Annotated in this window: 10 protein-coding genes; 9 read left to right on the forward strand and 1 reads right to left on the reverse strand. The window is 69.3% G+C overall.

Annotation, left to right across the window (positions count from 1 at the left end; all coding sequences use genetic code 11):
- Positions 1-126 precede the first annotated feature (126 nt).
- The 7 genes from ptsP to FA702_RS11575 all read left to right on the forward strand — a co-directional run bounded on the left by ptsP (position 127) and on the right by FA702_RS11575 (position 9,834).
- Positions 127-2,406, forward strand: coding sequence for a phosphoenolpyruvate--protein phosphotransferase (gene ptsP, locus FA702_RS11545; RefSeq protein ID WP_136956258.1), 2,280 nt, complete (start codon positions 127-129; stop codon positions 2,404-2,406).
- Between the two features lie 136 nt (positions 2,407-2,542).
- On the forward strand, positions 2,543-3,562 hold the full coding sequence (locus FA702_RS11550) for a helix-turn-helix domain-containing protein (protein WP_255504545.1): 1,020 nt from the start codon (positions 2,543-2,545) through the stop codon (positions 3,560-3,562).
- Between the two features lie 153 nt (positions 3,563-3,715).
- Positions 3,716-4,681 carry a tol-pal system YbgF family protein gene (locus FA702_RS11555; protein WP_136956259.1) on the forward strand — a complete coding sequence of 322 codons (966 nt, stop codon included), beginning with the start codon at positions 3,716-3,718 and terminating at the stop codon, positions 4,679-4,681.
- Between the two features lie 100 nt (positions 4,682-4,781).
- Positions 4,782-5,642, forward strand: a complete 861-nt coding sequence (gene tilS, locus FA702_RS11560) for a tRNA lysidine(34) synthetase TilS (RefSeq protein WP_255504546.1) — start codon at positions 4,782-4,784, stop codon at positions 5,640-5,642.
- Positions 5,643-5,761: 119 nt separating this feature from the next.
- On the forward strand, positions 5,762-6,721 hold the full coding sequence (locus tag FA702_RS11565) for an SH3 domain-containing protein (RefSeq protein ID WP_136956261.1): 960 nt from the start codon (positions 5,762-5,764) through the stop codon (positions 6,719-6,721).
- Between the two features lie 129 nt (positions 6,722-6,850).
- Entirely contained in the window at positions 6,851-8,794 is a 1,944-nt protein-coding gene (gene ftsH / locus FA702_RS11570) for an ATP-dependent zinc metalloprotease FtsH (protein WP_136956262.1), read from the forward strand.
- Between the two features lie 59 nt (positions 8,795-8,853).
- Positions 8,854-9,834 carry a quinone oxidoreductase gene (locus FA702_RS11575; RefSeq protein WP_136956263.1) on the forward strand — a complete coding sequence of 327 codons (981 nt, stop codon included), beginning with the start codon at positions 8,854-8,856 and terminating at the stop codon, positions 9,832-9,834.
- 25 nt (positions 9,835-9,859) lie between these two features.
- Here FA702_RS11575 and FA702_RS11580 read toward each other — a convergent pair whose 3' ends face one another.
- Positions 9,860-10,702 (reverse strand): DUF3667 domain-containing protein, encoded by an 843-nt coding sequence (locus tag FA702_RS11580; RefSeq protein WP_136956264.1) that lies wholly within the window; start codon positions 10,700-10,702, stop codon positions 9,860-9,862.
- Positions 10,703-10,817: 115 nt separating this feature from the next.
- On the opposite strand from FA702_RS11580, the gene FA702_RS11585 reads away from it, so the two are divergent.
- Both FA702_RS11585 and FA702_RS11590 read left to right on the forward strand, forming a co-directional pair.
- Entirely contained in the window at positions 10,818-11,204 is a 387-nt protein-coding gene (locus tag FA702_RS11585; protein WP_136956265.1) for a hypothetical protein, read from the forward strand.
- A 122-nt stretch (positions 11,205-11,326) separates the two neighbouring features.
- Positions 11,327-12,919: a M23 family metallopeptidase gene (locus FA702_RS11590; RefSeq protein WP_255504547.1), complete on the forward strand. Its 1,593-nt coding sequence runs from the start codon at positions 11,327-11,329 to the stop codon at positions 12,917-12,919.
- Positions 12,920-12,985: the final 66 nt, after the last annotated feature.

The following is a 12,985-nucleotide window of genomic DNA, read 5'->3' on the forward strand; positions in this document are numbered from 1 at the left end:
GCCCTCGAAAGGGGCGGCCTTTCGCTTGGAGGAGCGGCAGACGCCCGCTCCCTTATCCCGTCGCATACGAATTATGCTAAACCGGCGGCGGTCGACGTTTCCAAACCGGCCGTGCTGCGCTAGGCCATGGCCATGCAGTCCGCCGTTGCCGCCGCCCGCGCTATCCTGACATCGCTTCACGAGGTCATGGCCTCGCGCGCCGGCGCGCAGGCCAAACTCAACCAGGTCGTCGAGGTCATCGGCGAAAGCCTGAACAGCGAGGTCTGTTCGATCTATCTTCTGCGCGAGGGGATGCTCGAACTGTTCGCGACGCGCGGGCTGAACCAGTCGGCCGTCCACGTCACCCGGCTGGCGGTGGGCGAAGGCCTGGTCGGCACGATCGCCGAGCGGTCGGAGACGCTGAACCTTGCCGAAGCGGCAGCCCATCCGGACTTCGCCTTCCGCCCCGAGACGGGCGAGGAAAAGTTCCATTCCTTCGCCGGCGTGCCGATCGTGCGGCGCGAACGGGCGGTGGGGGTGCTGGGTGTTCAGCACGTCGACCCGCGCCGTTACGAGGAAGTCGAGATCGAGGCCTTGCAAACCGTGGCCATGGTGCTGTCGGAACTGATCGCCAATGCCGAACTGATCGACGAGGAGGAAACGCTGGGCGTGCCCGCGCACCTCACCGGCCCGGAACGGCTCAAGGGGCTGACGCTGGTCAAGGGGCTGGGGGCGGGCATGGCGGTGTTCCACCAGCCGCGCGTCACCATCGAACATATCGTCGCCGAAGACATCGAGGCCGAGCGGCAGCGCGTCTATCTGGCGTTCGACAAGATGCGCGAGCAGATCGAGCGCATGGCCCAGCAGGCCGAATTCGGCGTGGGCGGAGAGCACGAGGAAGTGCTCGAGACCTACAAGATGTTCGCCTACGACGAGGGCTGGAGCCGTCGCATCAACGAGGCGATCGATTCCGGCCTGACCGCCGAGGCCGCGATCGAGCGCGTGCAGCAGCGCACGCGGATGCGGATGCGCCAGATCGACGACGCGCTGCTGGCGGACCGGATGCACGATCTGGAGGATCTGTCCAACCGCTTGCTGCGCATCGTGTCGGGCCAGCTGGGCACGGCGGCGTCGCACGGGTTGCGCGGGGACACGATCCTGATCGCGCGCAATCTCGGCCCCGCCGAACTGCTGGAATACGACCGGCGGCGCCTGAAGGGCGTGATCCTGGAGGAAGGTTCGCTCACCGCGCACGTGGTGATCGTGGCGCGGGCGATGGGCGTGCCGGTGATCGGCCGCGTCCGGGGCATGCGCGGCATGGTGCGCGAAGGCGATCCGCTGCTGCTCGATGCCGACCAGGGCGTGATCGACGTGCGGCCCACGCCGGCGATGGTCGAGGCGTTCGAGGGGCGCTTCGCCCGCAACCGCGAGCGCCAGCAGGCCTATGCCGCGATGCGCGATCTGGAGCCGGTGACGCGCGACGGCCAGCGGATCACGGTGATGATCAACGCCGGCCTGCGCGATGACACGCCGATGCTCAGCCTGACCGGGGCGGACGGAATCGGCCTGTTCCGCACCGAATTCCAGTTCCTCGTTTCCGCCACGCTGCCCGCGCGCGAACGGCAGACGCGGCTCTACCGCGATGTGCTGGACGCGGCCGGCGATCGCCCGGTGGTGTTCCGCACGGTCGATATCGGCGGCGACAAGGTGCTGCCCTATCTGCGGCACAACGATGGCGAGAGCGAGGAAAACCCCGCGATGGGCTGGCGCGCGCTGCGCGTCGCGCTGGAGCGGGACGGGCTGCTCAAGGTGCAGGCGCGCGCGCTGCTGGAAGCGGCGGCGGGGCGCACGCTCAACGTCATGTTCCCGATGGTTACCGAGCCGTGGGAGTTTGATGCGGCCAAGGCGGTGTTCGATGGCCAGATCGCCTTCCTGCGCCGGCAGAAGAAAATTGTCCCCGAAGCAGTGCGCTATGGCGCGATGCTGGAAGTGCCGGCGCTGGCCGAGTGCCTGGACGTGCTGGCGCCACGCCTGGCGTTCCTGTCGATCGGCACCAACGATCTCACGCAATTCCTGTTCGCGGCCGACCGCGCCAATCCCAAGCTGGCCGAACGCTACGACTGGTTGAGCCCCGCGATCCTGCGCTTCCTGCGCCGCGTGGTCACCACCGTCGCGCCGCATGGCACGCTGGTGACGGTGTGCGGCGAAATGGGCGGCCGGCGGCTGGAAGCGCTGGCCCTGCTGGGCCTGGGCATCGACCGGCTGTCGATCACCCCGGCGGCGGTCGGGCCGATCAAGGAACTGGTGCGCCAGATCGATACCGCCGAAATCCGGGCCGCGATGGACGGCTGGCTGGCCGCGCCGCCGCCGTCGATGCGCGCCGCGCTGCAGGAATGGGCCGCCGCGCGGGGAATCGATTGCGAATAGAACTGAACTGGAGGGATTCGTCTCCAGAACTGCCGCAATGTGACGCAAAACCGTTGACTTTCGCGCAATTGCAACGAAGCCCTGCGCATTGGGATAACCCTGCATAAACGTGCCTGCAAAAACTGGGAGTCGCACCGTGGCCGAAGCCGACGGTAACGAATTTGTCGGCACGGATGCCGAAGCGAATGCCGCGCCCTCGAAGGCGGGGGAAACGATGGCCGCCGATGCGACGGGCAACAGGACGGTCGGTGCACGGCTGCGCGCGGCGCGCGAAGCCGCCGGGCTGAGCGTCGCCGATCTTTCCACGCGAACGCGCATCACCACGCGCCATGTCGAATCGCTGGAAGCCGGCGACTACGCAGCCCTGTCCGGCCGTCCCTATGCCCTGGGTTTCGCGCGCAGCTATGCCCGCGCCGTGGGGCTGGACGACAAGACGATCCTCGCCGATCTGCGCGCCGAGCTGGACCGGCAGGAGCCGACCGCCCCGCCCCGCGAGATTCACCAGTTCGAGGTGGGCGATCCGGCCAAGACCCCGTCGCGCCTGCTGAGCTGGCTGGCCGGCGTTCTGGTGCTGATCGTGATCGCGCTGGGGCTGGTGTTCTGGCGCAGCTCGTACTGGCCCGCGGCGGAACTGCCCCCGCTGGTCGGGCCGTCTCCCGAAGCTTCACCGGTGGCTCCGGCCCCGTCCGCCCCGGCGGCGGCCGCGCCCGCAGCCTCCGGCCCGGTCGTGTTTACCGCGCTGGACGATGGCATCTGGGTCAAGTTCTACGATGGCGCGGGCGTGCAGCTGCTCCAGAAGCAGCTGGCCAAGGGCGAAAGCTGGACCGTGCCCGCCGGGGTGCAGGAGCCCCGGCTGTGGACCGCGCGGCCTGATGCGCTGGCGATTACCGTGGCTGGTCAACCGGTGCCCCGCATCGCCGATACGCAACGCATCGTGAAGGATGTGCCGGTATCGGCGGCCGCGCTGCTGGCCCGCGCTGCGCCGCCGCCGGGTGCGCAGCAGCCCCAGGCCCCGACCCAAGCCCGGCTCCAGGCATCGCCGCCGCGCCCTGCGACGGGCAATGGCCAGGCGGAGCGCGCGGCGCCCGCCGCGATCGCGCCGGCCGAAACGCCGGCCGCCGCTGCCGCGCCTCCGGCGGCGTTACCCACCCCTTGATTGCGCGGACCCGCTCGACTTCGAGAGCGGCCTGAGGCAACACGCGGGAACGGCGGGCCGCGTTCTGGCGGCGTGACGCCATCCGCAGGGGGTTGTTGCGCGTGACGCGCGCATTTTCCCGGCACGGGGCCGGGCGGACAGACGGGAGTGACGATGAAGACGAAGTTCCGCAGCCGTGGTTCGCTGGTGGCGCTGGCCTTGCTCGCGATGGCCGCCGTGGCGCCGAGCCTTGCCGTCGCGCAGGCGCAAGAAACCGTCGAGAACCGCCTGAAGCGCGTCGAGACGGAGCTGCGCGCGGTGCAGCGCAAGGTGTTCCCCGATGGCGCCGGCAAGACCTTCGCGCCGGAAATCACCGCCGCCGCCGCGCCCGCCCCTGCGGCCGTCGGCACGCCCGCTGCCGGCGCGGTGACGGACTTGCTCAGCCGCATGGACGCGGTGGAGCAGCAGTTGCAGCGCCTGACCGCGCAGACCGAGGAAAACCAGAACCGGCTGGGCAAGCTGGAAGCGCGCCTGACCGCGCTGGAGCCGGCTCCCGCGCCCAGCCCGGCACCCGAAGCGGCGGCATCGACGCCGGCAACGCCGGCGGGCGCTGTTACCCTCCCGCCGGTGACGACAAAGCCCGCCGCCAAACCGGCCCTCGCGCCTGCCGCTTCGGCAACCCCGACGCCGGCAGCTCCGTCGGCCGATCGGGTCGCGGCGGTGCGCGCGATCGAAAAGCCCAAGTCCAACGATGCCGGCGAGGACGAATACCTCTACGGCTATCGCCTGTGGGAAGCGAAGTTCTATCCGGAAGCGGCGCAGCAGCTGCAGAAGGTGGTGGACCAGTATCCGCGCCACAAACGCATCAGCTATGCCCGCAACCTGCTCGGGCGCGCGTGGCTGGACGATGGCAAGCCGGGCACGGCGGCGCAGTTCTTCCTGCAGAACTACCTGGCCGACAAGAAGGGTGATCGCGCGTCCGACAGCCTGCTCTACCTGGGCGTGGCGATGACGCGGATCAAGGATACCAAGCGGGCCTGCGGCGCGTTCCAGGAATTCCGCGCGACCTATCCGCAGGATGTCGAAGGCCGGCTCAAGACGCAGTACGAAGCCGCCACGCGGGGGGTGAAGTGCGATTGACGCGGCGCTGACCCGCTTTTCGGGCGACTGGGAACGGCTCTGGCCCGAAGCGACGCCCGTCGGGCTCGCGGTTTCGGGCGGGCCGGACAGCCTTGCCCTGATGCTGCTGGCCGCTGCGGTGCTGCCGGGGCGTTTCGCGGTCGCCACCGTCGATCACAGCCTGCGCGCCGAAAGCGCGGGGGAAGCCGAAATGGTCGCCCGACTGTGCCGCGAACGCGGCGTGGCGCATCATACGATAACGCTGGCGCTGCCCGGCGGCGCGGGGGTGCAGGCGCGGGCGCGGGCGGCGCGCTACGCCGCGCTGGGCGACTGGCTGCGGGCCGAGCGGCTGGGCGCGCTGGTTACCGCGCACCATGCCGACGATCAGGCCGAAACTTTCGTCATGCGGCTGAACCGGGGGGCGGGCGTGCGCGGCCTGGCCGGGATGCGCGCCCGTGCCGCGGTGCCCGGCCATCCCGATCTGCCCCTGCTGCGGCCCCTGCTCGGCTGGCGCCGGGCGGAGCTTGCCGCGCTGGTCGCCGGGGCCGGAATCGCGCCCGCCGATGATCCCTCGAACCGCGATCCCCGCTTCGAGCGCGTGCGCGTGCGCGAAGCCCTGGCCTCGGGCGGAGGGCTGGAGATCGACGGGCTGATCGACAGCATGGCGCATCTGGCCGATGCCGATGCGGCGATCGACTGGATGGCGGCACGCGCCTTCGCCACCGCGCGGCGGGATGCGGACGGACTGGTCTGGACGATCGCCGTCCCGCGCGCGGTGGCGTTGCGCGTGCTGGAACGGATCGTCGCCGAACTGGGCGCGGGGCGGCCGCGCGGACCGGAACTGGCGCGCTGGCACGATGCGCTGGCGGCGGGCGGCATTGCCACGCTGGCCGGCGTAAGGGGCGAAGGCCGGGGAGCGGCCGGCCACGAGATGGATTGGCGCTTCACCCGCGCCGCGCCCCATCGCGGCGGCGACAAATAGCTCTCCGGCAACGAGAATTGCCTTTCCGGCGGTTCGGAGAGTAATCTGCGTCACAGCATCGGCTGGTCTGCTTCGTCCATGAACCGGCCATGTCGCGATTTCCGATTCGGGGGCCTTCGATGAACAAGCTTATTCCGTCCGTTGTCCTGCTGTCGTTGCTGACGACGCCTGCCTATGCCGAGCCGAAGCAGGCCAAGCCTTCCAATGCCGAGCAGCTTCAGCGCCAGGCGGCGAACGACGTGCCGCATTGCGTGCGCAAGCTGGGCACGATCTCGATTGTCGACGGCGATGATCCCTATGGCTGGACGCAGTACAATCTGGCGCCGCCGCAGAAGCTGCTGAAAGTGATCGTGCAGCGTTCGGGCTGCTTCAACCTGGTCGATCGCGGCACCGGCTTGAGCGCGGCGCAGCGCGAGCGCGACATCGGCGCCAACCTGGGCCACCAGCGCGGGTCGAACGTCGGCCAGAATCAGATTCGTGCGGCGGACTACGTGCTGGTCGCCGAAGTGCAGGGCGCCAACCGCAATTCGCAGGGGAGCGGCGCGGCCGGTGCGGTCGGCGGCCTGTTCGGCGGCGCGGTCGGCGGCTTGCTGGGCGGGATCAAGAGCCGCAAGCTGGAAGCCAACACGGTGCTGTCGGTCACCAATGTCCGCACCACCGAAACCATCGCCACGGTCGAAGGCTATGCTGCGAAGAACGACATCAGCTTCGGCGCCGGCGGTGGCTTCTTCGGCGGCGTGGGCGCGGGCGTGGTCGGTGGGGGCTACGACAACACCGACATCGGCCGGATCGTCACGCTGGCGTTCATCGATGCCTACAGCAAGCTGGTGACCGAACTGGGCGGCGTCCAGGCGGGTTCCGCGGGAACGGCCGAGGCCGCGCCGACGCGCAGCTTCACCGCGTTCGCCCCGGTCACGATGCGGCGCACGCCGGCGGCGGGCGGCGCGGTGGTCCGCACGCTTCCCCCCGGCGCGATCGTGTTCCCCACCGGCAACAAGCAGGGCCTGTGGTGGGAAGTGGCCGACGAGAACGACAACGTCGGCTGGGTGCTGAACACCAAGCTGCAGCCGTCGCAGTAAGCCGGGGGCCGAAGGGCGGGCCGGCGGCTACCGGAATTTCGCACTTTCGGTTATATTGCTATTCACCCTCGCGCTCCTACATTGATGGGAGCGCGGGCGGGACGAGTCCGCCCTTTCGAAGGCATTGCGATGAACGACGACCAGCCGCAGGGTAATCCGTGGATCAAGAGCCTCCTTGTCTGGGGCGGCATTTTCCTGGCGCTCCTGCTCGTGGTGTCGATGTTCGGCGCGCGTACCGACAGCGGCGGCACGCTGATCCGCTATTCCGATTTCCGCGCGCGGGTGGCCGAAGGCGCGGTGCGCGAGGTGCAGATCGGGCAGGACCGCATCACCGGCACGCTCAAGAACGACCAGCAGTTCGCGACCATCCCGGTTCCGGGCGACAACGACCTGCCCAAGCTGCTGCAGGACAACGGCGTGCAATACGCCGGCAAGGCGCAGGAAGAACCCAACCTGCTGCTCTATATCCTGGCCCAGTCGCTGCCGTTCCTGCTGATCCTGGGCGTGGCGTTCTTCGCGCTGCGCCAGGTGCAGAAAGGCGGCGGATCGGGCGCGATGGGCTTCGGCAAGTCGAAGGCCAAGATGCTGACCGAGCGTTCGGGCCGGGTCACCTTCGATGACGTGGCCGGCATCGACGAAGCGCGCGAGGAACTGCAGGAAATCGTCGAGTTCCTGCGCGATCCCAGCCGCTTTTCCAAGCTCGGCGGCCAGATTCCCAAGGGTGCGCTGCTGGTCGGCTCGCCCGGCACCGGCAAGACCCTGCTGGCCCGCGCGATCGCGGGCGAGGCGGGCGTGCCGTTCTTCACTATTTCGGGCTCGGATTTCGTCGAGATGTTCGTCGGCGTCGGCGCCAGCCGCGTGCGCGACATGTTCGAACAGGCCAAGAAGAACGCGCCGTGCATCGTCTTCATCGACGAAATCGACGCGGTCGGCCGCCATCGCGGCCATGGTCTCGGCAATTCGAACGACGAGCGCGAGCAGACGCTGAACCAGCTTCTGGTCGAGATGGACGGGTTCGAGGCCAACGAGGGCATCATCATCATCGCCGCCACCAACCGGCCCGACGTGCTCGATCCGGCGCTGCTGCGCCCCGGCCGTTTCGACCGGCAGGTGGTGGTGCCGATCCCCGATATTGAGGGCCGCGAGAAGATCCTCTCCGTTCACATGAAGAAGGTGCCGCTGGCGCCCGACGTCAACGCCCGCGTGATCGCGCGCGGCACGCCCGGCTTCTCGGGCGCGGACCTCGCCAACCTCGTCAACGAGGCGGCGCTGCTGGCCGCGCGGCGCAACAAGCGCCTGGTCGCCATGCAGGAATTCGAGGACGCCAAGGACAAGGTCATGATGGGCGCCGAGCGCCGCAGCATGGTCATGACCGACGACGAGAAGAAGATGACCGCCTATCACGAGGCCGGCCACGCCATCGTCTCGGTCAACGAGCCGGCCAGCGACCCGATCCACAAGGCCACGATCATCCCGCGCGGCCGTGCCCTCGGCATGGTCATGCGCCTGCCCGAGCGCGATTCGTACTCGTACCACCGCGACAAGATGCACGCGAACCTCTCGGTCTCGATGGGCGGGCGCGTGGCCGAGGAGATCATCTTCGGCTACGACAAGGTCTCCTCGGGTGCCTCGTCGGACATCCAGTACGCCACGTCGCTGGCGCGCAGCATGGTCACCAAGTGGGGCATGTCCGACAAGCTGGGGCCGCTGCAGTACGAAGACAGCCAGGAAGGCTATCTCGGCATGGGCGGCACGCAGCGCACGATGATGTCGGACGAGACCAACAAGCTGATCGACAGCGAAATTCGTGGTCTGGTGGATGGCGCACATGCCCGCGCGGTCGATATTCTCAAGGCCAACGAGGAAAAGCTCCACCTGCTCGCCAACGCGCTGCTCGAATACGAGACGCTGACCGGTGACGAGATCAAGGTGCTGCTCGACACCGGCAAGATCGACCGGCCCGATGCGCCCGCCGGCAGCTATCGCCCGGTCGCGTCGCAGGGCTCGGCCGTGCCGCGCGCGGGTCGCCGCTTCTCGGGCGGCGGTGCGGGGGCACAGCCGCAGGGGGCGTGAAGGGGCGCGCGAAATTCGCTTGATCCGGTCCGCCCTTTCCCCCTCTTGAGGCCCCTGCCATGACCCAGACCACCCAAGCGATCGTCATCCGTGCCTATGGCGGGCCGGAGGCCATGGTGCTGGAGGACGTGCCGCTGCCGCCACCCGGTCCGGGTGAACTGCTGGTCCGGCAGACCGCCGCCGGCGTGAATTTTCACGACATCTACGTCCGTTCGGGATCGTACCGCACGCTGGCGCTGCCGGGGGTTCCGGGGCTGGAAGGCGTGGGCGTGGTGGAGGCCATGGGCGAGGGCGTGATCGGTTTCGCGCCCGGCGACCGCGTGGCCTATATCGAGCGTAAGTACGGCGGCTATGCCCGCGCCCGCGTGGTCGATGCCGCGCTGGCGGTGCCCGTGCCCGCCGGCGTTGACGATGCCGTGGCGGCGGCGTGGTATCTGAAGGGCCTGACCGCGCACGCGCTGGTCGCCGATGTCCATCCCGTCTCGCCCGGCGCGAACGTGCTGGTGCAGGCGGCGGGCGGCGGCGTGGGCCAGCTTGTCGCGCGCATGGCGAAGTTGCGCGGCGCAACTGTGATCGGCACCGCCGGATCGGCGGAGAAGGTTGCGCTGGCGCAGGCCGCCGGGTGCGACGCGGTGATCCGCTATCGCGAGGAGGACGTGGTCGCGCGCGTCATGGAACTGACCGGCGGCGCGGGCGTGGAAGTGGCCTATGACGCGGTGGGCAAGGATACCTTCGACGGATCGCTGGCGGTGCTGGCGACGCGCGGGCATCTGGTCAATTACGGGCAGGCCTCGGGCACTATCCCGCCGCTCGATATTTCCCGGCTGGGCGCGAAGTCGCTTTCGCTGACGCGGCCGTTCCTCTGGGCCTATGTCGGCACGCGCGAGAAGCTGGTCACGGCATCGGCCGCGCTGTTCGATGCCATGGCATCGGGCGCGCTGCCGCTGGCGATCGGCGGGCGGTTCCCGCTGGAGCGCGCGGCCGATGCCCATGCCGCGCTGGAAGCGCGCGGAATCGGGCCTTACGTGCTGGATTGCTGACGCCCGGCGCGCTGGCCGGAAAGGCTCAGGCGCCGGTTTCGGCCAGGACGAACAGGGCAAACAGCACCAGCGCGGTGAAGGCGACGATGCCGAGCGCCAGCGTGCGCCAAAGCGCGCCGAAGCGCGAAACGCCATAGGCCCCGCGCACCTGCCGGTAGAGGTGGAGCGGCGGCGCCAACGCCGCCACGATCGCGATGCCCGGCAGATGCGCAAGGCTGGCCAGCATCAGCACCGTGGCCAGCATGGTCATGAAACTGATCGAATAAGTCACGAACACGGTGTGGTCGTAGAGGTGGAAGCGCCGGCTGAACGGAAACAGCAGCCACACGAACGGCACCGAGATCGGGATCAGCAGCCAGCTGTACTTGTAGGCGTACGTCTGCACCTTGTAGAGCGCGAGGCCGGGGTTGGCCTTGAACTTCTGCAGGACGTGGTCGATCGCCGGAATGTCGCTGGAAACGGCGTTGATCTCGTTGTCGCCGACGATCTGCGCCTTGCCGTCGGCTTCGATCTTCGTTTGTGGCGTGACGTCGCCTGCGGTCTGCTTCATCACCGCGAACATCAGGAACACGGCGAACAGGAACAGCGCCAGCGGCGAGACGAAGCGCGCGCGCTCGCCCGCGACATAGCGGCGGGTGAGGTCGCCCGGCCGCCACGCCAGCATCGGCAGCGTGCGCCAGATCCTGCCCTCGAAATGGAACACGCCGTGCAGCAGATCGTGAAAGAAAGCGCCCAGCGTGCGGTGGACATGCGCCGCCTGCCCGCAGGCGTGGCAATGGCTGCCGATCAGCGTGGTTCCGCAGTTCAGGCACGCGGTTTCGTGCGTATGGCCATCGCCCGCCGCGCTTGCCGGCACTTTCTCGTTCATGCTGCCCCCGTCGTTGCGTGAAGGAATAGCCAAGTCGCGCGCGAGTGACTACCGTCCGCGCCGACGATTTGCGCCGAACCCGATGAGGCGGCCGCACAACGAAGGGACGGGAGCCATGAAGCGTATCGCCATTGCCGCCGCAGCCAGCCTGCTGTGCCTTGCCATGCCGGCGACGGCCGCGCCCGGCGACATGACCGTCGCCACGTTTCTGTCCAAGGCCGATGCGTTGCGCGCGAAGGGGCCGCTGGCGCTGATGTCGTCGGACTATTCGCTGCTCAAGGGCGAAGTGACCGGGGCCGCGCAGGCCTATCGCGCGCGCCTGCGCGGCGAACAGGCCGCCGGCCGGCCCAGCAGTTGCCCGCCCACGGGCCGCGCACCGTTCAACAGCGACGACGTGATCGGCCAGATGCGGACCTACCCGGTCGGCGCGCGCGGCCAGACCACGGTGGCGACGGCCGTGGCCGACCTGTTCCGCAACCGGTATCCCTGTCCTGCCAGATAATCCGCCAACAATGACCCGCGCCCGACGAGAGTTTAACGCGGTCTTTACCTTGAAGGTGCAGGGCTGAGGCGAACTTTCCCGGCGGATTGATCGCGGCCGGGCGCAGGAAAGGAGCAGCCGGAGTGTTCGGTCCGCGCGAGGGACTGGCAGGGTCGGGGAACGTGGTGTTCGGCCGCGCGCGCCCGCTTGCGCCTGTCCCGCCCGCGACCATAGCGGCGCCCGTTCCCGAGCAGCCGTCCGCCGCGCCTCGCCCGGTTCCGTCTCGCCCGCCGTCGCCTCCGCTTTTTCCGGGCCTTGCCCGGCGCTGGAACGATCTGTGCCGGCGCGTGGAGCGCTGGACCCGCGCGCATGACCTGACGCCCGATCTGGCCGAGGACATCGGCAGCGCCCGCTGGTTTCGCGGGCTGGGCACGATGCTGGGGCTGGCCTGCGCCGCGCTGCTGTTCTGGCCCAGCTTTGCCCCGCTTTCTGCCGCGCCGCTGGTCACGCTCGACGATACCGCGCGCGCCGAATTCCGCGCGCAGGCGATCCGCCCGTTCGCCGCCGGCGCGGGCAATGGCCGCCATTTCGCCGCTACCGAGGCGGTCATCCGCCTCGATTCGGCCCCTGAACGCCCCGTGATCCAGCTTGCCGCGACTCTGGGCGAAAGCGACACGCTGGGCCGCATGCTGCAACGCGCGGGCGTGGCCACGGGCGATGCCGACCGGGTCACCGCGCTGGTGGCCGATGCGGCCGGGACGGCGGCGATCGCGCCGGGCACGCGTTTCGACATCACGCTGGGGCCGCGCGCCGGACCGTCCGAGCCGCGCCCGTTGCAGGCGATCGGTTTCCGCCCGCGCTTCGATCTGGCGCTGGCCATCCGCCGCGAAGGCGCCGGGCTGGTGCTGGCGAAAATGCCGATCGCGGTGGACAGCAGCCCGCTGCGCATCCGCGGGATCGTGGGGACCAGCCTTTACCGCTCGGCCCGCGCCGCCGGCGCGCCGCCCAGCACGGTGCAGGATTACCTGCGCACGATCGACCAGTATCTTGCGTTCGAGGACATCGCGCCCACCGACGAGTTCGACCTTGTCTTTACCGACCGGCGCACCGCCGACGGGCAAAGCCAGCCGGGCGACCTGATCTATGCCGGGGTGACGCGCGACGGCAAACCGCGCGTGCAATTGCTGCGCTGGGGGCCGGACGGCGGTTTTCTCTCGCTCGACGGGATGACCGGCGGAGAGTCGAGTGATTCCGCAATGCTCGGCGCACCGGTCGCGGGACGGATCACGTCGGGCTATGGCCTGCGCCGCCATCCGATCCTGGGCTTCACCCGGATGCATGCCGGCATCGACTTCGGTGCGGCCTGGGGATCGCCGGTCTATGCGGTGACCGATGGCACGGTGAGCTATGCCGGCTGGCACGGCGGCCACGGCAATTACGTGCGGCTGGATCACGGCGGCGGCATCGGCACCGGCTATGGCCACATGAGCCGCATCGCGGTTTCGCCGGGGATGCAGGTCCGGCGCGGGCAGGTGATCGGCTATGTCGGCTCCAGCGGCCTTTCGACCGGCCCGCACCTGCACTACGAACTCTATCGCAACGGCCAGACGGTCGATCCGATGTCGGTCCGCTTCGTGGTCCGTCGCCAGGCGGTCGATGCCGGCCAGCTCGCCGCCTACAAGGCCCGGCTGCGGCAGGTTCTGGCGCTGAAGCCGGGACTCTCCCGCGCGCACTAGAGGCGGGTGAGGCAATTCGTCCTGACCCTGCCCATTGCGCCGGCGCGCGAAAGTCCTAGGAAGGCT

This window comes from Novosphingobium sp. EMRT-2, assembly GCF_005145025.1.
Classification (GTDB): Bacteria; Pseudomonadota; Alphaproteobacteria; order Sphingomonadales; family Sphingomonadaceae; genus Novosphingobium.

What these genes read in the sequence shown, in the direction of transcription:
- ptsP (WP_136956258.1), top strand. Translation starts at nt 127, where the DNA reads ATGGCCATGCAGTCCGCCGTTGCCGCCGCCCGCGCTATCCTGACATCG.
- FA702_RS11555 (WP_136956259.1), top strand. Translation starts at nt 3,716, where the DNA reads ATGAAGACGAAGTTCCGCAGCCGTGGTTCGCTGGTGGCGCTGGCCTTG.
- tilS (WP_255504546.1), top strand. Translation starts at nt 4,782, where the DNA reads ATGCTGCTGGCCGCTGCGGTGCTGCCGGGGCGTTTCGCGGTCGCCACC.
- FA702_RS11565 (WP_136956261.1), top strand. Translation starts at nt 5,762, where the DNA reads ATGAACAAGCTTATTCCGTCCGTTGTCCTGCTGTCGTTGCTGACGACG.
- ftsH (WP_136956262.1), top strand. Translation starts at nt 6,851, where the DNA reads ATGAACGACGACCAGCCGCAGGGTAATCCGTGGATCAAGAGCCTCCTT.
- FA702_RS11575 (WP_136956263.1), top strand. Translation starts at nt 8,854, where the DNA reads ATGACCCAGACCACCCAAGCGATCGTCATCCGTGCCTATGGCGGGCCG.
- FA702_RS11580 (WP_136956264.1), bottom strand. Translation starts at nt 10,702, where the DNA reads ATGAACGAGAAAGTGCCGGCAAGCGCGGCGGGCGATGGCCATACGCAC.
- FA702_RS11585 (WP_136956265.1), top strand. Translation starts at nt 10,818, where the DNA reads ATGAAGCGTATCGCCATTGCCGCCGCAGCCAGCCTGCTGTGCCTTGCC.